Raw genomic sequence first — 19,282 nt, forward strand, 5'->3', positions numbered from 1 at the left:
AATAACCGGATGATCAGGCACGCGACTATGAAAAAGGCAGGTGTCGACTGATGAAAGATCTCATGAACAAAGCTTTTTCCCTGGGGCTGGGGCTTGCCGCCTCGACCCGGGAGCAGGCCGAGAAGCTGGCGCAGGAGCTGAGCGCCAAAGGCGACATGAGCAAGGCCGATTCCCAGCAGTTCGTCAGCAGCATGATCCAGCGCGGGCAGGAAGCGAAGGGCAGCCTGGAAACGTTCGTCCGCGAGCGCGTCAAGGCGGTCACCGACGAGCTCAATCTCGTCCACCGGGAGGAATTGCAGCGGCTGGAGAAGCGGATCGCCGACCTGGAGTCCCGCCTCGGCATTCCTTCGGAGCATGCCGCCGCGACGGCCCCGGGCAGCACGCAGCTGGAGCAAGGCGCCTATGAAGGGACCGGCAAGGCCGGACCCGGAGTTCCGCCCGTCGTCGATCCCGGACCCGGAGTTCCGCCCGTCGTCGATCCCGGACCCGGACATCCGGACGCACCCGGACACAGCTCCGTCTCCGCCGTAACGGACGAGGCAGCGGAAGAGTCCGCCCGTCTGCGGGAGGAAAGAGATTCGCTTCAGGACGGCAAAGGAGAATGATGCTCGGCCGCCGAATCCGCCATCTGCAGCGCTACAGGGAAATCCTGCTCGCCTTCGCGCGCAACGGGTTCGGCTACTTCGTGCGGGAGCTCGGCCTCCTGAAGCTCATTCCCCACTGGAGAACGGTGGAGGAGCCCTCCCATACCGCGGCAAGAACGACCGGAGAACGTATCCGGTCTTTTTTGCAGGAGCTCGGTCCCGCCTTCGTCAAGCTCGGACAGATCGCCAGCACCCGGCATGATCTGCTCCCGGCCGACATCGTCGAGGAGCTGCGGCAGCTGCAGGACAAAGTGCCCCCCTTTTCATTCGAAGAAGCCCGGCGGGTGCTTGAGGAGGAGCTCGGCGCTCCTCTGGAATCCGTCTTCCTGGAATTCGGCCGCGAGCCCGTCGCCGCCGCCTCGATCGGACAAGTCCATTATGCAAGGCTGCTGTCCGGGGAGGAGGTCGCCGTCAAGATCCAGCGTCCCGGCATCCGCAAGATCGTGGATACCGACCTTGAGATCCTGCTCGATCTGGCCCGGATCGCGGAGAACCGGCTGCAGTGGGCAGCCCAGTACCAGGCAGCGGAGCTGGTGGAGGAGCTCGCCGCGTCGCTGGCTGCGGAGCTGGACTACACGCTTGAAGGGCGCAGCGCGGAGCGGATCGCCGCCCAGTTCAAGGACAACCCGAGAGTTCGGGTGCCGGCCATTTATTGGGATCTTTCCTCCAAGCGGGTCCTCACCATGGAATTCATGCGCGGCATCCAGCTGCATGACCGGGAGAGGCTGCGCCGGGAAGGCTATGAGCTGAAGGCGATCGCCGAGAGCGTCGCCGGCGTCATTCTGGAGCAGATTTTCGTCTCCGGCCTTTTTCACGCCGATCCCCATCCGGGAAACATCCTCGTCATGGAATGCCCGGAGGCCCTCCCCGGCAAGCCCGCTCCGGAGGCGGACAAGAAGCACCCGGTCATCGGGCTGCTCGACTTCGGCATGACGGGCCGCCTGACGCCGGGAATGAAGGGCCACTTCGCCTCGCTCGTCATCGCCCTGCGGCGCCAGAGCACCGACGGCGTCATCAAGGCGATCGACGAGATGGGGCTCATTCCGGAGGACGCGGACTGGCGGGAGCTTCGGCGGGACGTGGACAAGCTCAGGGAAAAATACTATCAGGTGCCCTTCAGCGAGATCAGCCTGGGCGAATCCGTCACGGATTTATTCCATGTTTCCTACAAGCACCGCATCCGGATGCCGTCCGATTTCATGCTGCTCGGAAAAGTCCTGCTTACGCTCGAAGGCGTCATCACCGCTCTCGATCCCGAATTCAGCGTCGTCAGCGTGGCGGAGCCGTTTGGCCGCAGGCTGCTGCTGGAAAGGCTGCATCCCGGGCGTCTGGCGGAGTCCGCAGCCGGCTATGCGATCGAATACGCCTCGCTGCTGAGCGAGATTCCCTCCCGGCTGCGCAGCCTCGGCCGCATCCTCATGCGCGGCAAGCTGCCGCTGGAGCTGGCGGTACCCGACGTCGACCGGGTCATGCAGCGGCTCGACCGGATCAGCGGCAGGCTCAGCTTCAGCATCGTGCTGCTGAGCTTCAGCATCATCATGGCCGGCCTCATCGTCGGCTCCTCGCTGGGCCGCCAGCCCGGCCTGCTGTCCCGGATACCGGCCCTCGAGATCGGCTTCGGGATCGCTGCGGCCATGTTCTTGTACATGCTGGTGTCCATCTTCCGCTCCGGCAAGAAATAACTGCGCACGAAGCCCCTCGCGGCCGGCCGCGAGGGGCTGTTTTGTGCCTCTCCGAGAGCAGAGGAAATGAGCCCGCCGAGGAGCTACAATAGAAGAAAACAGGAACGGGAGGGCGCCTGGATGAGGGTGACGATTCAAGATATCGCCAATGCCGCCAACGTGGCGAAATCCACGGTCTCCAAGGTGATGAGCGACTCGCCGCGCATCTCCGAGGCGACCAAGCAGCGGATCCGCGCCATCATGCGCGAAATGAACTATACGCCAAGCAGCCTCGCGACCCAGCTGGCCCGCCAGAGCAGCTTCAACATCGGCATGCTCGTCGACATGGCCCAGCGCGAGGATTTCCTCAACGCCTTCTTCTACAATATCATCGGAGGCGTGGAGAGCGTCATCGGCCCGCTCAGCTATGAGCTGACGATCTCGAACGTGCAGTACCACCAAAACGGGCCGAGCTATATGGAGAGGCTGGTGCGCAGCCGGCGCGTGGACGGGCTGATCGCCAGCAGCGAGCTGCTCACCGCCGACAACACGGCCGAGATGATGGATCTCGAATTCCCGCTCGTCTCGATCGGCGAGAACGGAAGCACTGTACACTGGGTCGATTACGACAACCGGCGCGGCGGCTACATGCTGACGGAGCATCTGCTGCAGCGGGGATGCTCCTCCGTAGCGTTCATCGGCGGCCACGTAGGGGGCAGCTTGTACGACAAGCGCTTCAGGGGCTATCGAGATGCGCTCTCCGCGGCCGGAATCGGATTCAGCCCCGATTGGGTGCTGGAAGGAACGGCCGACGAGCATGGCGGGTATGACATGGCGATTCGGCTGCTGTCGGAAGGCAGCCGTACGGACGGCGTCGTCTGCATGAGCAACTATGCGGCAGCCGGCCTGCTGCGCGCGGCGGACAAGCTCGGCGTCCGGGTGCCGCATGACCTTCTCGTCACCGCTTTCGACGATTATCCCCTGTCGGCATTCACCTCGCCTCCCCTTACCTGCCTTCACATCGACACGTTCGAGCTGGGCATCGAGGCGGGCAAGCTGCTCATGCAGCGGCTCTCCGATCCTTCCCTGCCGCGCCAATCGCGGCTGATCGAGCCTAGGCTCATCGTGCGCGAATCGACGGGCTGACCCCCTATCCTTTGGGGGTCACCCCCATCATCCCGTGCAGCATGATCTGGAAGTTGGACACGTAGACCGTCCGGGAGAAGTATCCGCCGGCGTCGTCGGCTGCTGGAAGGTAGCATTCCTCTCACCCTATGCCGCTAGATTCTGATGTGACCGAGGCATCCGCCGCCAGCACCTGCCCATGCAGGCTCACGGAGCCGGCCGGATGCCCTCGCGCCTCCCGCGAGAAGCGCGGGCATGCCGGCGCGCGGCGTCGATAGCCCGGGACATGGAAAAGCCCGCATCCGGAATTCCGGATGCAGGCGAAAGATGAAATAAGGGCAGAATCACTTCTTGGCCGAGGAATAATAGGAGCTCAGGGCATCGCCCACACCAAGCGGATTGCGCCGAAGATCCTTGGCGCTGAAGAACAGCTCTCCCGTCACGCTCCCGGTCAACTGATCGTAATCCAGCTGACGGATGATTTCCGAGGCGCTTTGCCATCCTGCTTCGGTCGTTCCCAGCTTGTAAGGAGAGTGGCCGATATAGAGATCGACTCCGGTGCCCTTCACCGTTGTTGTCCACCACTCCGCAACCTTCTCGTACGGAGCGGTCGGATGGGCGAAGCTCCAATAGATCTGAGGCGCCACATAATCGAGCCAGCCCTGCCGCACCCAGAGGCGCACATCCGCGTACATGCCGTCATATGTGCTCGTGCCTGCCTTCGTATCCGAGCCCTCCGGATCGGCGGATTTGTTGCGCCAGACGCCGAACGGGCTGATGCCGAAGCGTACGGCAGGCTTCTGCGCATGGATGCTCTCGCTGAGCTGGCGGACAAAGGCGTTGATATTGTCCCGCCGCCAGTCGGCCTTGCCCTTCAAGCTCCCGGCGCTGTACAGCCTATAGACGGCTTCGTCGTCGAACGAGCTGCCGGATGGATAGAAGTAATCGTCGAGATGCACGCCATCGATGTCGTAACGGGCTACGACCTCCATGATGGCATCGATGATGGACTGGCGGGCAGCCGGTATGCCGGGATTGATATAAGGCTTGCCCCCCGAGTTGACGATCCATTCCGGATGCTGGAGCATGATGCTGCCGGAATCGAGCTTCGTCGTGTCGGATGTGGTCGACGCCCGGAACGGATTGAACCAGGCATGGAATTCCATGCCCCTCCGATGCGTCTCTTCAATCATGAAGGCCAGCGGATCGTAGTCTGGAGCCAGACCCTGCTTGCCGGTCAAATAAGAGGACCATGGGACGAGAAGGCTCGGGTACAAGGCATCTCCCGATGGCCGTACCTGGACGAAGGCCGCATTCATCCCAAGCCGCTGCAGGTCGTCCAGCAGCTGGACGTATTCCCGGCGCTGCCTGGCTCCATCCTTGTACGAAGCCGTTGACGGCCAGTCCAGATTGTAGACGGTCGACACCCAAGCCCCGCGCAAAGGCGCCTGCAAGCCCGGGCCCGGGACGACCGTGCCGCCCCCGGGTTGCGAACCCGAGCCGGTGCCCGGTTGGCTCCCCGTTCCTGTACCTGGCTGAGTGCCTGTACCCGTGCCGGGCTCGCTGCCCGTTCCTGTACCTGGCTGAGTGCCTGTTCCCGCATCGGGCTGATTTCCCGCGCCTGTCCCCGGCTCGCCTCCAGCTCCCGGGCCGGCCGGGGAAGACAGCGAGATTTTCCTGCTGGCAGCGTTCCAGTCGACGCTCAATCCGAGCTGTTCCCCGACAAATCTCAACGGAACCATCGTCCGGCTCTGCTTCGTCTCCACCGATGCGTCCAGCGATATGTTCGCGCCGTTCACGACGGCGAAGTTCTGACCCATCTTCAGGGTGATGACGCTGCCCGACATGGAGATCCGGGCCGTCTTCTCTTTCGCGGACCAGTCGACGGTAGCGCCGAGCCCCTCGCTTACAATCCGCAGTGGCACCATCGTCACGTTGACCTTGGGCAGGATATACGGCGGGGCTTCGCTAGACAGCTTCTGTCCGTCCAGATAAATGCCGATGGCGGACGCCGCCGACGCATCGTCATGCCATGCGCCTGGAACGAATGACGCTGCCGTTGCCGCGATCAAGGAGAGCGCCAGCTTCCTGCGGATGCTCCCTGCCGCTTCTGCTCGGTTGAACCTCATGTGAACGTCTTCATTCCTTCCTCTTTGCTTACTTTGCGCTGGTTCTTTCGAACTTGCATCAGACAGTTAGACGCCGGCTTGACCGCAATAGTTGCTTTAATCTTCCTCTTCATCCGAAGGAGGAAAACGGTCATATCCCGTAAAACAATGTAGAAACAGGCGATTTCTCTGGGCAGAAGCCTGATTTCAGAGGAATTCGGCCTGTAATTGAATATTCAGATTATTTAAATAATTGTAAAGATGAGGTATAATGAAATCACTCCACAGGGGAAGGGGATAGTCCAATGGAGACGGTTAGCGAAGCGTGTCCCGAAGCCGACGGCAACGCCGCCAGGCTGGCAAGAAGAGAGCAGCTGATGCTGCTGAGCGGGCATGCGGGTCCTGAAGTCTGTTGTGTACATGAACCGGTCATCCAATCTGTATGGAGAAAGCGAAATCTAAGAAGGAAGCAAGCGTCAGGTTACGCAAGCTGCTGGGAATGGAGTGTAAGCGTCTAATTGAATAGGAACTGGATAAGCAGGAAATAGGGCTTTCGGTTGTCAGCGGACAAGCGAAAGCCCTATTTGTGCTTGAATGGACCCAAGCGGTTATACTAAGCAGGCAACAGCCTGCCCATATCTGCTCAGGAGGCCGCACATGCTCATGCTTACGTTGAATAATCTGGAGCACCCTCTCTGGCCGGCAGCCCGCCGGATCTACGAGGAAGCCTTCGCTCCGCACAGCCGCAAGCCGGAAGCGCTGATCCGCGCCATGCTGGAGCGAGGCCTTGCTCTCGTGCATATTCTCGCCGAGAGAGACGGCGGCGCCGGCCTGCGTCCCGTCGCCATCGCTCTCGCCGGCCCAAGCGGCGGCGGACGCGTGCTTGTCGTCGACTATCTCGCCGTCGATTCCAGGCGGAGAGGCCATGGATACGGAACCCTCCTGCTCGCCAAGCTCGACGAATGGGGCGGACGGCATGCCGCCGGCGCGCTCGCGCTGCTTGTGGAGGCCGAGGCAGACGCCACGGCAGACAACCGCCGCCGGATCCGGTTCTGGGAACAAGCCGGCTTCCATGCAACGGGGTATGTCCACCATTATATCTGGGTGCCGGAGCCGTACCGCGCCCTCTACCGTCCGTTCTCCTCCGGCAGCGGCCTGAGTCCGGAACAAGAAGCGCTGTTTCGGGAAGGCGACGGCCAACAGCTGTTCCGCTGGATTTCCGACTTCCACCGGCGCTCGTACAAGGGATTCAAGGAGGAAGGCTAGCGGACGGATGCATACCGGTCAGGTTGACGCAGGTCAAATACCTTCATGGGCCTCATTCGTGAGCATTGCCCCCAGCTCGCTGCCTTGACGTCAGGCAAACGCCGGAAGAAGATCGGCATGCGCCTCCAGCATCCGGTCCAGCGCTGCATGCGCCGCTAATGCAGACCGGCACCTCCACGATTCGCTCCGGCGGCAGCTCCTGCATCGCATGGCCTCTGGAACGATCCCAGCATGCCGCCGAGCCCGCCGCATTCCCGCGCTTGATCGCCCATGCCGAATTCCTGCAGGATATCAAAGTCCATCTTATCTTCCAGCGAAGCGCTCCTTGCGGGGCAGCGGAGAGAATGACGAAGTCCGCGCGTGGGAACGCCTCTTCCCTCTAATCCGTCTCCGAAATGACGATATTCACCCCGTGCTGCCGGGCAAGGGCTCGTCCCGCTCCCGCCATGGCGGCGGCCGCCTCCAGGTTCAAGTCCACCAGCATGAGCTCTCCCTCCATGCGATGCTTGATGATCCAGTCTTCAAGGACGGTCGGGGCAAACACGAAGCCGCCTCCTCCGATAAGAACGATTTTCGATTTTCATCCGCTTTGTGCTCCTTTGGACGGTCTCGATACTTGCGGCGCGGGAGATATTCCCGTGCTTGCCGCAGAAGTCCGTTCTTCTTTATTGCCGCAGGAGAGAGTGCCGCCCATTATTTGACGCCGCTGAGCAGCCGCGGCATGGATGGTTAGGCATCCTGGGCGCGCGCAGGCTAGAGGGAAGCAGTTATTTATGGATCCGTTTCCTTATGAGCCTTATGAGGAGGACAATGAACACAATGAGCCCGATCAATCCGCTGAAGTTAAATCCGCTAAAGATACGAATCCCCTCTCTCTTGTAGGATTCATCCCTCTCCCCCCTATAGCCCATTTTCCATATGAAAGGAAAGGAAAGCGGAATAAAAAAAACCTCCGCAGCCGCTCGCAGCGGCAAAACGGAGGTCATGCAGAGGCTGGATGCTCAGCCTTCCAGCTGTTCCTTGAGCGCCGCAGGGGAATTCTCCCACCACTCGGCGTTGTTCTCGATCAGCAGCTTCTTCAGCGCCTGCTTGTCTGAAGCCGGCAGCTCCTCCAGCATGAACCGGCGCTTGATCGCGTAGTCCAGGTTGTTGACATGCTGGGCGAGAATCTTCCAGCCGCGGCGGATTTCCGGGTCTACCGTCATCGGGCAGGCTGTCGCTCCCGCGTAGTAGGAGCCCTCGTCGTCGCGGTCGACGGCTACCCACACGATCCAGCACGGACGGCCGTTCGGGACGGCTTCCTTGTCCGTCAGGAATTTGATGCCCTTCTCCACCTTGCTCTTCGCATGAATCGCGCCGTTATCGATATAAGCCTCGCCGCCGTCGATGATGACCGAGGAAACCCGGCTGAGATCGATCGTTCCCGCTCCGAAGCCGCGATGCTCCTTGCTGCTCACGACGTTGAGCGACAGCGAGCGCTTGCCCTTGGCCGGCTGTGCCGCCGCTTCGCCCTCCGGGCTGCCCGGGGATGGCGTTCCTTGATTTTCTTCCATTCTGATCCCTGCTTCCGTGTGAATAATAAGGTTTCATTTGCCTATGAAAGCCCGTCAAACCGCTTGCTGGCGGGACGGGCCGGGAGTTCGTCCGGATAAATTCCATTTTAGCTAATAATCAGGCAAAAGCAAACATATACATGCCTTAGAAGCTTGTCAACGGGAGGGAACCGGTCCATGGCCTCAAGCCAAACTTGCAAAACACTGCTGCTCGCCCTGCTCTTCACCACATCTCTCCTCGCTCCGTTCCAAGGCAGCGGACATCACGGACTTACTTCTTATACATATGCCGCTGCTGGAAATGAACCCGGCGTGGAGCCGGCGGCCGAGAGCTCTCCCGCCCCGGAGCCGGAAGCGGAGCCGCTGTCCCGAAGAGTGACCAACTACCAGATTCAGGTCAAGCTCAGCGGACGCACGCTGACCGGGACGGAGACGGTCACCTGGAAGAACCCCGGACGGAAAACCGTCTCGGACATGTATGTCCACCTGTATCCGAATGCCTTCTTGTCGGATAAAACCACGTTCATGAAGGAATCCGGCGGAAAGCTCCGGAACGACAAGGCTACTGCAGGCAGCATCGGCTACATGCGCCTCGACTCCTTCAAGACGGAGAACGGGGAGAGCCTGCTGCCTCGAGTCCACTACGTGCAGCCCGACGACGGCAACAAGGACGACTACACGCTGGCCAAGCTCAAGCTGCCGCAGCCGGTCGCTCCGGGCGAGGAGGTCACGCTCCAGATCGGCTTCACCGTCGGGCTTCCCGAGGTGTTCGCCCGCATGGGCTATTCGGGAGATTTCACGATGGCGGGACAGTGGTTCCCCAAGATCGCGGCCTACAACACGACCAGCACCGGCACGCGCAGCGCGGAAGGCTGGAACGTCCACCAATATCACGGCAACTCGGAATTCTACAGCGACTTCGGCGTGTATTCCGTCAAGATCGAAGTTCCCGCCGGCTACAAAGTCGCTGCCACAGGCGTCCAGACGAAGCTGGAAGCGGCCAAAGGCGGGCAGCAATATACGTTCTATGCCGAGGACGTACATGACTTCGGCTGGTCCGCCTCGCCCGATTTCCTTTACAGCGAGGAGCCTTTCTCCGCTCCCGGCGTTCCCGGAGTCCGCATCAAGCTCTATCTCGATCCGCTGCACAAGGAGCAGAAAGAGCGCTACATGCACGCAGCCAAGTCGGCCCTGGCCAAATACGCCCAGTGGTACGGCAGCTACCCGTACAGCACTCTCTCCATCGTCGTCCCTCCCAAAGGGGCCAATGGCGCCGGCGGCATGGAATATCCGACGCTCGTGACCGCATTCGCCGCCGAGACGGACAATCCCGGCTACAGTCTGGAGCGGACGGTCGTGCATGAGATCGGCCATCAGTACTGGTACGGAATGGTCGCCTCCAACGAGTTCGAGGAAGCCTGGCTGGACGAAGGCTTCACCTCCTACTCCGAGGACAAGGTCATGGAGAGCGAATACGGAGTGGAGCCCCGCACGGCGCTGGAGGCGAGCTACGTTACCGATCCCGCCCCGCTCAAGCTGCTTTCCTGGTCGTTCGGCTCGCACAGCCGGTATGCGGACAATGTCTACAGCCGCGCCAAGCTGGTGCTGACCGGCATCGAGAACCGGGTCGGCATGAACATCATGAACAAGATCATGCGGACCTATTTCAACCAATATAAATTCAAGCATCCGACCACGGCGGACTTCAAGAAAGTCGTCGAGCAGGTCAGCAAGCAGAATTGGGACGACTACTTCAGCCAGTTCGTGTACGGAGGCGAGATGGCCGACTATTCGGTCGCCTCCATCCGGGTCTCGAAGGCGGCGGACTCCGGCGCCTCCAAAATGTACGAGTCCGACGTGCTCGTCAAGCGCGGCGGCGGCGTCTACGGCCCGGTCCCGGTCACCTTCAAGTTCGCCGACGGCTCTACGGCCTCACGCACCTGGGACGGGGTTGAATCGGATATGCTCTACAAGCTGACCGCCCCCTCCCCGCTGCTCTGGGCCGCGGTCGATCCGGACCGCACCAACGTGCTGGACAACCGGCAGATGAACAACTTCCTGAAAGCCGAGGCTCCCCGCAAGCAGGAGGTCCGGATCAGCCTCGGCATCGTGAAGGCGCTGGAATGGATTGCGGGAGCGTTCGCCTGGTAGCGGCCCGAAGAGAGGAGAGTCTCAAACGTGTCTACTTATCTCAAGCAAGGGTGGCGCCTGACCATCAAGCATCTGCCGGTGGCCGTCGCCCTGTTCCTGTACCGGTTGTTGTGGGGATTTTTCCTCTACCGCTATGTCGACTCCATTATCGGACCGCTGCTTCGGCGGTATCCCGGAGCGAACGAGCCTTCGCAAGGGGCGGATGCCCTGTTCTGGGCGGAAGCCCAGTTCCGGCTGATGAAGACCGATCTCGCCCAGCCGGTCCTGTGGACGCTGGCCGCCCTGCTGCTCTCCCGCATGATCGTCACGCCGCTCATCAATGCCGGCCTGTTCTATTCCATCCACCATACCGCGGCGGGACATGAAGGCGGCACGCTATTCCTGCAGGGCATGCGCAAGGCATGGAAGCCGGTCCTGCTTCTCTACTGGGCGGAGACGCTTCTTGCCGTCGCTCCTCTCTGGTGGCTCGGCTCCCGGGCATGGGATGTGGTCAAGAACGGATCCTCCCTGCAGGAAATCGCCGTCAGCATTTTGCCTTGGGCGGCAGCGTGGCTGCTGTGGATCGGGGTTCTGCATCTGCTCAGCCTCTCTCTCCAGCTCGGAGCGGTATCCAGGCTCAAAGTCTCGGCGTCCCTATCGGCCGCCTGCAGACGGCTGCTCCCGATGGCCGGCCTCAGCCTGACCCTGCTCCTCTTCTCCGGCGTCATCGGTGCCGGCTTCAGCGCCGCAGCGATGGCATGGGCCGGATTGGCCGCCCTCGTCATCCAGCAAGCCTATCATCTCGTCCGCACGCTGCTTGACTTGTGGCTGCTGACATCACAGTACGCTTGCTGGGAGGATTCGCGTCACATTAGTTGACAAAGCAATAATTCCATCGTACAATTGTGAAAATTCTCTGACAATTACGACTTGTTTTCAAAGAGCGTCTGCCGGTTTAATACCTTCTCAGGCAATCGGGCACCCTATGCTTCCGCTCGACTCACGCATATCGGTTCCTATCCCAGAGCCGGCAGATGGGTTCCCGCTCCCCATCCGCTGCCCGCTATCGGATCGGAAGAACAGATGCAAGCAAGCAATGAAAACAACGATGGGCATGCTGTAAGCGAAGTTTCCGCACACAATCGCCGGCTCTCTCGGGGCCGCCCCATACATCGAACAGCAGAATAGAGAAAATAACCAAACCAGAGAGGAAAATCGAACGATGACCGAACAAATTCAAGCTTATTATGAAGAGCTCCACCAATCCACCGCCGAGCTGCTTTTCCGTTTTGAGCATTACGACCTGAATCCCAACACAGGCAAGGCCCTTGAGGCGATCAGCAGCGAGCACGCCCTGCTCAGCCCGGATACCGGCAGCCTGCAGGAGGAAGCCCTGATGAAGCTGGTCGGAATGAGATCCCGGCTGCTTACCCTGATGGAAGACGTCCTTTATACGGTTTGATCCGGTTGCGGAATCATTCAAGCCCCGCCTTCTCCTGGAGAAGACGGGGCTTTTTGTAGTCGCATCCCCTTCTAAGAAAAGACAAAGAAGACTGGCGGCAGCGCCAGTCTTCTCAGTCTTCTGCGTCCGATCGGCGGCCGTCAGGAAAGGCAATATGGAGCGATTGCCATACCGGTTGCATAAATAGGGAAGAGTCGCCATTTTGTCTGTTCAAGGGAGGTCAGCTCCCATATAATCCGGATGTAAACGCCGTCTTCTTCTCGTTGAAACATGAGAATTATTAGAAAATGTCGTTTTGGGAAGGAGAAGGGGCGAAAAGCAAGAATATGTTTTCCAGTATCATCAAAATGCCGAATTCCGTTGAACATGGAAACGGGGGAACCACTTTCAGGGTGAATTGATTTTGGGCGTCCGTCAGCTATTGTCACGCATGCCGCAGGAATCATAGGGAACCTTCAACCGAACCCCACAGCTAACCTCGTAGGCTCTGGAAGGAGCTACTCAAGCTTGAAGAAGAAAGCAGCAAGCCTCATCCTCGGAATCTCTCTGTTGTTCACTGCAGGCGCAGGCAGCGCAGCGGCTGATTCCAAAATGGACGGTGTCATCAGCGATCTCGTCGGAACGCCGTACAAAACGGCCGGAACGACGACGAACGGGTTCGATTGCTCCGGATTCACGTCCTATGTATTCAAGCAATTCAAGATCTCCCTGCCGCATTCCTCCTCTTCCCAAGCAGGCTTGGGCAAGAAAGTCGCGAAGGCTGATCTCAAGGCGGGCGACCTCGTGTTCTTCAATACGAGCGGCCGCGGCGTCTCGCATGTCGGAATCTATGTCGGGGACGGCAAGTTCGCCCATTCCTCGTCGAGCAAAGGCGTCATGATCAGCAGCCTGAGCGATTCCTACTACACGAAGCGTTACGTGTCCGCACGCCGGATCATGGACGACACCAAGTACGAGAAATACGCCGACGATCCAGCCGATACGGTTGACGGCAGTCCCGATGTGGACTAGCCTGTCCTGAATCCGGATCCCCTTGCGCAAACCGCAGCAGCCAGCCCTTCGGGGCGGCGGCCAGCGGTTTGTTTGCTTTTGCGCATGCTCGGCGCCCGGCTGCCGGCGTCAGCATTTTCCAGCTCGTTTTCTATCCTTACCCCATCCGCTCCAACTGGAAACAGATCCCAAGCCGATCAGCCGTTTCCTGAAGCTTTTTGCCCTTCCCGCTCGTATAAGCTTGAACAAAGCGAACGTGCAAAGGAGACCTTCATGCAGCAAAGCCCCATGACGGGCGGACAAAAGGGCCGCAGCCCCAAGTCCGCAGGCCGGACTCAGACCCGGCGCAGAAGCGGCCTCGGCTGCCTGCTGCTTGCGGCGGGACTCGTACTTGCGGCGGCTGCCCTCTTCAAGCTGGAGATGCCGCGCCTGTTCGACCGGTTCGTCCCTCCGGGACTATACCGGGAGGTGCCTCCCGTTACGCAGCTGCATCCGGTGCTGGACGGGAAAAAGGACGAGCTTATCTCGCGGGCCGCCGCAAAAGGCATCAAAGTCGTCATCACGGACGGCTTCCGCAGCTCGGCGGAGCAGGATGTCCTCTACAGCAAAGGCCGGGATGGCGGCGGCTCCATCGTGACCCATGCCCGCGGCGGAGAATCCTACCACAACTACGGTCTGGCGATCGACTTCGCTCTCAAGGACCGGACAGGCGACATCATCTGGGATATGGAATACGACGGGAACAAGAACGGCAAGGCCGACTGGCTGGAGGTCGTCGCGATCGCCAAGAGTCTCGGCTTCACATGGGGCGGCGACTGGCCCAAGTTCCCGGACAATCCCCATCTGCAAATGGACTTCGGCTATTCGATCTGGGAGCTGAAAAACGGCAATCGCCCTCCGGAGGACGGAACAGCTGCCGAGGAGAAGAAATAGCCGTCGAATGCATGCATGAATGAAAACGCCTTGCGGCTTCGCAGGCGTTTTCTTGATTTACCAACTATTCACAAATCGTTAGCACCTGCTTAATCATTCTCTCTTACGCTGTGAAAGTGCATTCATTTCTAGTAGCGGAGGGGTTTTGGGGAGATGAAGAAAGCAAAAGCAGGTAAAATGCTTCTCGGGGCGGCGCTTGCGAGCGCCATGGCAGCAGGAGGAATCGGAATGGCCGAGCTGACTTCGGCTCCTGCGGCGGCAGCCGAAGCGGCCGCGACGGCCAAAGCGGCGCCGTCCATTTATGTAGCTCCAATCCATAATGCCAAGTTTCTGGCGGGCGGCAAATTCGATTTCCGCGTGGAATTGAACGACTGGACAGGCGATGCCTCGGCCGTCAGCATCCAGATCAACGGCAAAAGCGCGGAAGCATTTTTCGGCAAAAGCTTCGAAAAAACCAGCACCGCCTCAAGCTCCTCCTTCATGATCCGCGGCGTATCGCTGGACAAGCCGGGCTCCTACACCGTGAAGGTGACGGCCGGCTCCTTGTCCCGCACGGTCTCCTATCAAGCGGTGACCACCTCCGCAGCCGGCAAGAAGGCGAAGAACATCATCCTCTTCGTCGGGGACGGCATGTCGCAGCCTAGCATCACGATCGCCCGCGCGATGTCCAAGGGCTTGACCGAGGGCAAGTACAACGGCCTCATGGAAATGGACAAGCTGGAACAGCGCGCCGTCGTCACCACCTCCGGCATGGATTCCATCGTCACCGACTCGGCCAACAGCGCCAGCGCCTACAATACCGGCCACAAATCCGCCGTGAACGCCCTCGGCGTCTATCCGGACAATACGGAAAGCTCGCTGGACGATCCGCAGGTCGAGACGCTCGCCGAGATGCTGAAGCGCACGCGCGGCATGTCGGTCGGCATCGTCACGACCTCGGAGATCGAGGACGCGACGCCGGCCGCGGTCGTCTCCCATACCCGCCGCCGCGCGGACAAGCCGGAGATCGCCGACATGCTGCTGAAGCTTCAGCCTGAAGTCGTCATGGGCGGCGGATCGGCCTACTTCCTCCCCAAATCGGTTGCCGGCTCAAAGCGCAAGGACGAGAACGATCTCATCAGCGGCTTCGAGAAAGCCGGCTACAAATTCGTGGAGAGCGCCTCGGGACTGAAAAGCTCCGGAACGCCTTCCAAGCTGCTCGGCCTGTTCCATACCGGCGACATGAACGTCTACTACGACCGCTCGACCAAAAACACGGCGGCGCTCAAGTCGTTCACCGACCAGCCGAATCTGTGGGACATGACCAAGAAAGCGATCGAGGTGCTCAGCAAGAACGAGAACGGCTTCTTCCTGATGGTCGAAGGCGCCAGCATCGACAAGCAGCTGCATACGATGGACTGGGAGCGCTCCGCCTACGATACGATCGAGATGGACAAAGCAATCGGCGAGGCTCGCCGTTACGCGGACGCATCGGGCGACACCCTCGTCCTGGCGACGGCCGACCATGCCCACTCCGCCAGCATCGCCGGCACGTACTGGGAAGGCGACGGCAAGACGGGACGCGAAGCGGTGCGCACCTATGAGCAGTCCAAGTTCCCGACCTACACCGATTCCGACAAGGACGGCTTCCCGGATACGCCGGATGTCGACCGCAAGCTGGCCGTCGTCTTCGGCGCCACGCCGGACTATTACGAGGATTACAAGTTCAGCTCCGTTCCCCAGGCTCCGGCCGTCCTTTCCGGAGATGCCTATATCGCGAATCCGGGAACGCTGGCCAATCCGGACGCGCCTGACAAGGACAAGTACCTCCATACGGGCACGCTGCCGAAGTCCGAAAGCGTCGAGGTCCATTCCGCCGACGACGTAACTCTGATGGCTCACGGCCCTGGCTCCGATTATTTCAAAGGCACGCTGGACAATACCGAAGTGTTCTTCGGCATGGCTCAGGCGCTCGGCCTGAAATTGGACGGCAGCAAGCCGGACAAGCAGACCTGGATCGAGCTGGACGGCTTCCTGAAGTCCGTCGGAGGCAGCACTTCCTATGATGCCGCCAAACACGTTACCTTCGTGAACGCCGGAGCGAGCAAGCTCGTGCTGTACATGGACAAGGGCATTGCGAAGAAAAACAACAAGCCGGTGCCGCTGAAGTTCAAAAGCGAGAACGGCAAGCTGATCGTCACCAGCGATTCGCTGCTGGCTTCCCTCGGCCAATGAGGAGCCGTCCGGCGACACTCTTCCGTCCGGTCCCGCTGCTTGCGGGGCTGACGGCGGCCGGGCTGCTGCTGGCCGGCTGCGGAACCAAGGCTCTCCCTTCAGGGGGAGAGCCTTCTTCCGTTTCGGCCTCCCTCGGCGAGGCGGCTGCGGCCCCCGCGGAGGCCGGTACGGGCGCGGCAAGCGGACGAGCCGGAACGTCGCCTTCCGCGGAGCAGGGCGAGCGTTCCGGGGATGGCGGAACGGCGGCGGCAAGCCAGGCGCCCCCGGCTCCTGACGCTGCGGCCGGAACGGCGGGCCGCGACGAGGCAGGAAATGCTGCCGGAGACTCCGCCGATGCAGCAGCAGGACTCGATGCTGCCGGCGCGTCTTCCGGCAAGGCGAATCCGGTGCCGGCTGATCGCGGAGCAGAGGCGCCGGCAGCGCAAGATGGCGCCGGACTATCATCCGGCAAGCAGTCCGACGGCGGCAAGCCTGCTGGCGGAGCAAGCCCCGCTGCGGTCAAAACGCCGGGGACGGCATATGCAGCCGCAAGCCCGGATGCGGAGCATCAGCAGCAGGCTCCCTCGCAGGGCAGGCTGCCCGCCGGACCCGCATCCGGCTCCAAGCCTGCCGCGAGCGCATCCCCGGCCCCGGCTGCATCCGATGGCCCGCCGGCATCCTCCGGCCCTAGGGCAAGCTCGCCCGGCAGCTCGGCTTCGCCTTTGCCGAGTCCGGCAGGCTCCTCTCCGCCGACCGTCCGCTCCAGTCTGGACGGACCCGAGACGATCCGTTTCTCCGAGCTGTACGGCAAGGAAACGGTGCGGGGACTGACCTTCTCCGACAAGCTCAAGGAGCTCGACAGGCAAAAGGTGGAAATGATCGGCTACATGGCTCCGCCGCTGACGGCGACCGTCCGCTTCTTCGTCCTTACCCGCATCCCGCTGGCGATCTGCCCCTTCTGCTCCTCCGACGCGGACTGGCCGACCGATATCGTCGTCATCAATCTGCCGAAAGGCTCGGAGATGACGCCGACCGAGCATCAGGTCAAGATTACCGGGACGCTGAGCGTCGGCTCCATGACCGACGAGGAGACAGGCTTCGTCAGCCTGATCCGCATCAATGCCGACAAGACGGAGGTGTTGAAATGACATTGGTTTCTATGGAGAAAGTGGTCAAGCGGTTCCGCATCCAAGGCGGCATCATGATGCCGGTGCTGGATATCCCCTTCTTCGAGCTGCGCCAAGGCGAGCGCAAGGCGCTGGTCGGACCGAGCGGCTCCGGCAAAAGCACGCTGCTCCATCTGATCGCAGGCATCTCGCGCCCGACGGAAGGCTCCATCACCTTCATGGGCAAGCGGACAGACCAGCTTCGAGAGGCGGAGCTCGACCGCTTGCGAGCCGCTCATATCGGCTATGTGCATCAGAGCTTCCAGTTGGTGCCCGGCTTCACGGCGCTGGAGAACGTGCTCGCCGCCGCCAGCTTCGGCCGGGTGCTCGACAAGCGCGCCCGGCGCGGCAGAGCCGCCGAGCTGCTGGAGCAGGCCGGTCTCGGACACCGCCTCCACCACCGGCCCGCCCAGCTGAGCCAGGGCGAGCAGCAGCGCGTCGCCATCGCGCGGGCGCTCGTGAACGGCCCGGAGCTGCTGCTGGCCGACGAGCCGACAGCCAGTCTGGACGCCGCGACGGCGGCGCAGATCATGGAGCTGCTCCTTGCCGCCGCTTCCGATACGGGCGCCGCGCTCCTTCTCTGCACCCATGACCTCGAGCAGGCGGCACGCATGGACGGCTCCGTATCCATGCGGGAGCTGTCGCTCAGGCCGCTCTCGCCGGCGAAAGGAGCCTAGCCATGTCCTTGCTGAGCATGGCCATCCGCAATCTGATGGCCCGCAAAGTCCAAACCGCCCTGACAGCCGCCGTCGTTCTTGTCGGAATCGCCGTCACGCTGGCGGTTCTGGTCCTCTCCGGGGGCGTGCGCGGAGGCATCGAGCGGGCAAGCGAGCCGTTCGGGCTCCTGATCGGCTCCAAGGGGAGCGCCAACCAGCTCGTGTTCAACACCATATTTCTGATGGACCGCCCGCTGGACAACCTCAGCCATGCCTACTATGAGAAGCTGGCCGCGAATGACGAGGTGCAGACAGCCGTTCCGTTCGCTCTCGGAGACCAGTACCGGGGATTCCGGATCGTCGGGACAAGCGCCGATTTCTTCGACCTCAAGGGCCGCCCTGCCGATCCGCCCTACTTCAACCTTCGTGAAGGACGGTTGTTCAGCGGCCCCTTCCAGGCGGTAATCGGAGCGGAGGTCGCCTCGCGCGAGGGGCTCAAGGTCGGGGACCGCTTCGTCTCCGAGCATGGAGTCGTCGTCTCCGCCGAGCCGGATGAGCATGCAGATCATCCCTATGAGGTGGTCGGCATCCTGAAGCCGGTAGCTGCTCCTTCCGACCAGGGCATCTACGTCAGCATGGACAGCTATTGGATCAGCCATGAGCATGGGCATGAAGAGGAGGAAGGCGGAGCGGCCGCAGGCGGACAGGAACTGTCTTCTTCTGCCGAGGCTTCATCCGCGCCTGGTCCGGCCGTGTCTGACGTTTTCGATGAGGACGAAGCTGCCCGCGGAGTGACGGCCGTCCTCGTCAAGCCCAAGAGCTACATCGGGCTGATGAAGCTGTACCAGCAGACGAATGCCGGAAAAGAAGCGCAGGCCGTGCTGCCGGGGCAGACGCTGGCCAAGCTGTTCGACATGCTGGGCAGCGGCGAGCAGGCTCTGCGCAGCATCGGATACGTCATCCTCGGCATGGCAGGCCTCACGGTCTGCCTCTCCCTGTACGGATCGGCGATGGAGCGCCGCCGCAGCGTCGCCATCCTGCGCGCGATCGGCGCCGGCCGCCGCCATGTGATGGCCATCGTGCTGCTGGAATCCTCCATCGTCATGCTGTTCGGCTGCGCCCTCGGCATCGCCGGAGCCTATGGCTTGTCCGCCGTCCTGTCCGGCTATATCAGCTCCCGCGTCTCCATCGCCGTGACGGTCGGATTCCAGTGGTCCCATCTTGGCATCGCCGGCATCGTGCTAACGGCCGGCATCGCAGCCGGACTCATTCCTGCGCTGGCCGCCTACCGGGCCGAGACTGCCCGCTACCTCGCGATCCAATAGCTTCCTCCCTCCAATGGCTTCCTTCCTCCCCGCCCGGAGCCCGGCCATGGTACACTGGACAGATAAAGCC

General features: G+C 61.4%; 17 protein-coding genes and 1 riboswitch. Of the genes, 13 read left to right on the forward strand and 4 right to left on the reverse strand.

Annotated elements, in window-relative coordinates; genetic code table 11:
- Positions 1-50: 50 nt before the first annotated feature.
- The 3 genes from ACLBWT_RS20770 (at position 51) to ACLBWT_RS20780 (ending at position 3,451) form a co-directional block, all read left to right on the forward strand.
- On the forward strand, positions 51-605 hold the full coding sequence (locus tag ACLBWT_RS20770; RefSeq protein ID WP_447665032.1) for a phasin-related domain-containing protein: 555 nt from the start codon (positions 51-53) through the stop codon (positions 603-605).
- A complete protein-coding gene (locus ACLBWT_RS20775; protein WP_447665084.1) occupies positions 605-2,326 on the forward strand; it encodes an ABC1 kinase family protein in 1,722 nt (573 codons plus the stop codon). Before ACLBWT_RS20770 ends, ACLBWT_RS20775 begins: the two co-directional genes overlap by 1 nt.
- A gap of 120 nt (positions 2,327-2,446) precedes the next feature.
- The gene (locus ACLBWT_RS20780) at positions 2,447-3,451 is read left to right on the forward strand and encodes a LacI family DNA-binding transcriptional regulator (protein ID WP_447665033.1); all 1,005 of its coding nucleotides are present in this window, start codon (positions 2,447-2,449) and stop codon (positions 3,449-3,451) included.
- 323 nt (positions 3,452-3,774) lie between these two features.
- Here ACLBWT_RS20780 and ACLBWT_RS20785 read toward each other — a convergent pair whose 3' ends face one another.
- Entirely contained in the window at positions 3,775-5,559 is a 1,785-nt protein-coding gene (locus ACLBWT_RS20785; protein WP_447665034.1) for a family 10 glycosylhydrolase, read from the reverse strand.
- A 642-nt stretch (positions 5,560-6,201) separates the two neighbouring features.
- On the opposite strand from ACLBWT_RS20785, the gene ACLBWT_RS20790 reads away from it, so the two are divergent.
- Positions 6,202-6,804, forward strand: coding sequence for a GNAT family N-acetyltransferase (locus tag ACLBWT_RS20790; RefSeq protein WP_447665035.1), 603 nt, complete (start codon positions 6,202-6,204; stop codon positions 6,802-6,804).
- Between the two features lie 155 nt (positions 6,805-6,959).
- Here the strand turns inward: ACLBWT_RS20790 and ACLBWT_RS20795 are convergent, their stop codons facing one another.
- From ACLBWT_RS20795 to ACLBWT_RS20805, 3 genes are all read right to left on the reverse strand, one after another.
- Positions 6,960-7,106 carry a hypothetical protein gene (locus ACLBWT_RS20795; protein WP_447665036.1) on the reverse strand — a complete coding sequence of 49 codons (147 nt, stop codon included), beginning with the start codon at positions 7,104-7,106 and terminating at the stop codon, positions 6,960-6,962.
- A 77-nt stretch (positions 7,107-7,183) separates the two neighbouring features.
- Positions 7,184-7,375 (reverse strand): hypothetical protein, encoded by a 192-nt coding sequence (locus tag ACLBWT_RS20800; RefSeq protein ID WP_447665085.1) that lies wholly within the window; start codon positions 7,373-7,375, stop codon positions 7,184-7,186.
- A gap of 430 nt (positions 7,376-7,805) precedes the next feature.
- The gene (locus ACLBWT_RS20805) at positions 7,806-8,357 is read right to left on the reverse strand and encodes a YwhD family protein (protein ID WP_447665037.1); all 552 of its coding nucleotides are present in this window, start codon (positions 8,355-8,357) and stop codon (positions 7,806-7,808) included.
- 177 nt (positions 8,358-8,534) lie between these two features.
- Between ACLBWT_RS20805 and ACLBWT_RS20810 the strand changes: the two genes are divergently transcribed.
- The 9 genes from ACLBWT_RS20810 (at position 8,535) to ACLBWT_RS20850 (ending at position 19,212) form a co-directional block, all read left to right on the forward strand.
- Positions 8,535-10,508, forward strand: coding sequence for a M1 family metallopeptidase (locus tag ACLBWT_RS20810; protein WP_447665038.1), 1,974 nt, complete (start codon positions 8,535-8,537; stop codon positions 10,506-10,508).
- Between the two features lie 27 nt (positions 10,509-10,535).
- A complete protein-coding gene (locus ACLBWT_RS20815; protein WP_447665039.1) occupies positions 10,536-11,366 on the forward strand; it encodes a hypothetical protein in 831 nt (276 codons plus the stop codon).
- A 343-nt stretch (positions 11,367-11,709) separates the two neighbouring features.
- Positions 11,710-11,949, forward strand: a complete 240-nt coding sequence (locus tag ACLBWT_RS20820) for a hypothetical protein (RefSeq protein ID WP_447665040.1) — start codon at positions 11,710-11,712, stop codon at positions 11,947-11,949.
- Between the two features lie 338 nt (positions 11,950-12,287).
- Positions 12,288-12,451, forward strand: a riboswitch (cyclic di-AMP (ydaO/yuaA leader).
- Positions 12,452-12,456: 5 nt separating this feature from the next.
- The gene (locus ACLBWT_RS20825; RefSeq protein ID WP_447665041.1) at positions 12,457-12,960 is read left to right on the forward strand and encodes a C40 family peptidase; all 504 of its coding nucleotides are present in this window, start codon (positions 12,457-12,459) and stop codon (positions 12,958-12,960) included.
- Positions 12,961-13,359: 399 nt separating this feature from the next.
- Entirely contained in the window at positions 13,360-13,872 is a 513-nt protein-coding gene (locus ACLBWT_RS20830; protein ID WP_447665086.1) for a M15 family metallopeptidase, read from the forward strand.
- Positions 13,873-14,025: 153 nt separating this feature from the next.
- Positions 14,026-16,086: an alkaline phosphatase gene (locus ACLBWT_RS20835; RefSeq protein WP_447665042.1), complete on the forward strand. Its 2,061-nt coding sequence runs from the start codon at positions 14,026-14,028 to the stop codon at positions 16,084-16,086.
- Positions 16,083-17,213, forward strand: a complete 1,131-nt coding sequence (locus ACLBWT_RS20840) for a hypothetical protein (RefSeq protein ID WP_447665043.1) — start codon at positions 16,083-16,085, stop codon at positions 17,211-17,213. The genes ACLBWT_RS20835 and ACLBWT_RS20840 overlap by 4 nt, the downstream gene beginning before the upstream one ends.
- Complete coding sequence (locus ACLBWT_RS20845; RefSeq protein ID WP_447665044.1) at positions 17,210-17,908, forward strand: ABC transporter ATP-binding protein; 699 nt, start codon at positions 17,210-17,212, stop codon at positions 17,906-17,908. Before ACLBWT_RS20840 ends, ACLBWT_RS20845 begins: the two co-directional genes overlap by 4 nt.
- A 2-nt stretch (positions 17,909-17,910) precedes the next feature.
- On the forward strand, positions 17,911-19,212 hold the full coding sequence (locus ACLBWT_RS20850; protein ID WP_447665045.1) for an ABC transporter permease: 1,302 nt from the start codon (positions 17,911-17,913) through the stop codon (positions 19,210-19,212).
- Positions 19,213-19,282 lie beyond the last annotated feature (70 nt).

It is taken from the genome of Paenibacillus sp. D51F (assembly GCF_053345695.1).

What these genes read in the sequence shown, in the direction of transcription:
- ACLBWT_RS20770 (WP_447665032.1), top strand. Translation starts at nt 51, where the DNA reads ATGAAAGATCTCATGAACAAAGCTTTTTCCCTGGGGCTGGGGCTTGCC.
- ACLBWT_RS20775 (WP_447665084.1), top strand. Translation starts at nt 605, where the DNA reads ATGCTCGGCCGCCGAATCCGCCATCTGCAGCGCTACAGGGAAATCCTG.
- ACLBWT_RS20780 (WP_447665033.1), top strand. Translation starts at nt 2,447, where the DNA reads ATGAGGGTGACGATTCAAGATATCGCCAATGCCGCCAACGTGGCGAAA.
- ACLBWT_RS20785 (WP_447665034.1), bottom strand. Translation starts at nt 5,559, where the DNA reads ATGAGGTTCAACCGAGCAGAAGCGGCAGGGAGCATCCGCAGGAAGCTG.
- ACLBWT_RS20790 (WP_447665035.1), top strand. Translation starts at nt 6,202, where the DNA reads ATGCTTACGTTGAATAATCTGGAGCACCCTCTCTGGCCGGCAGCCCGC.
- ACLBWT_RS20795 (WP_447665036.1), bottom strand. Translation starts at nt 7,106, where the DNA reads ATGGACTTTGATATCCTGCAGGAATTCGGCATGGGCGATCAAGCGCGG.
- ACLBWT_RS20805 (WP_447665037.1), bottom strand. Translation starts at nt 8,357, where the DNA reads ATGGAAGAAAATCAAGGAACGCCATCCCCGGGCAGCCCGGAGGGCGAA.
- ACLBWT_RS20810 (WP_447665038.1), top strand. Translation starts at nt 8,535, where the DNA reads ATGGCCTCAAGCCAAACTTGCAAAACACTGCTGCTCGCCCTGCTCTTC.
- ACLBWT_RS20820 (WP_447665040.1), top strand. Translation starts at nt 11,710, where the DNA reads ATGACCGAACAAATTCAAGCTTATTATGAAGAGCTCCACCAATCCACC.
- ACLBWT_RS20830 (WP_447665086.1), top strand. Translation starts at nt 13,360, where the DNA reads ATGCCGCGCCTGTTCGACCGGTTCGTCCCTCCGGGACTATACCGGGAG.
- ACLBWT_RS20835 (WP_447665042.1), top strand. Translation starts at nt 14,026, where the DNA reads ATGAAGAAAGCAAAAGCAGGTAAAATGCTTCTCGGGGCGGCGCTTGCG.
- ACLBWT_RS20840 (WP_447665043.1), top strand. Translation starts at nt 16,083, where the DNA reads ATGAGGAGCCGTCCGGCGACACTCTTCCGTCCGGTCCCGCTGCTTGCG.
- ACLBWT_RS20845 (WP_447665044.1), top strand. Translation starts at nt 17,210, where the DNA reads ATGACATTGGTTTCTATGGAGAAAGTGGTCAAGCGGTTCCGCATCCAA.
- ACLBWT_RS20850 (WP_447665045.1), top strand. Translation starts at nt 17,911, where the DNA reads ATGTCCTTGCTGAGCATGGCCATCCGCAATCTGATGGCCCGCAAAGTC.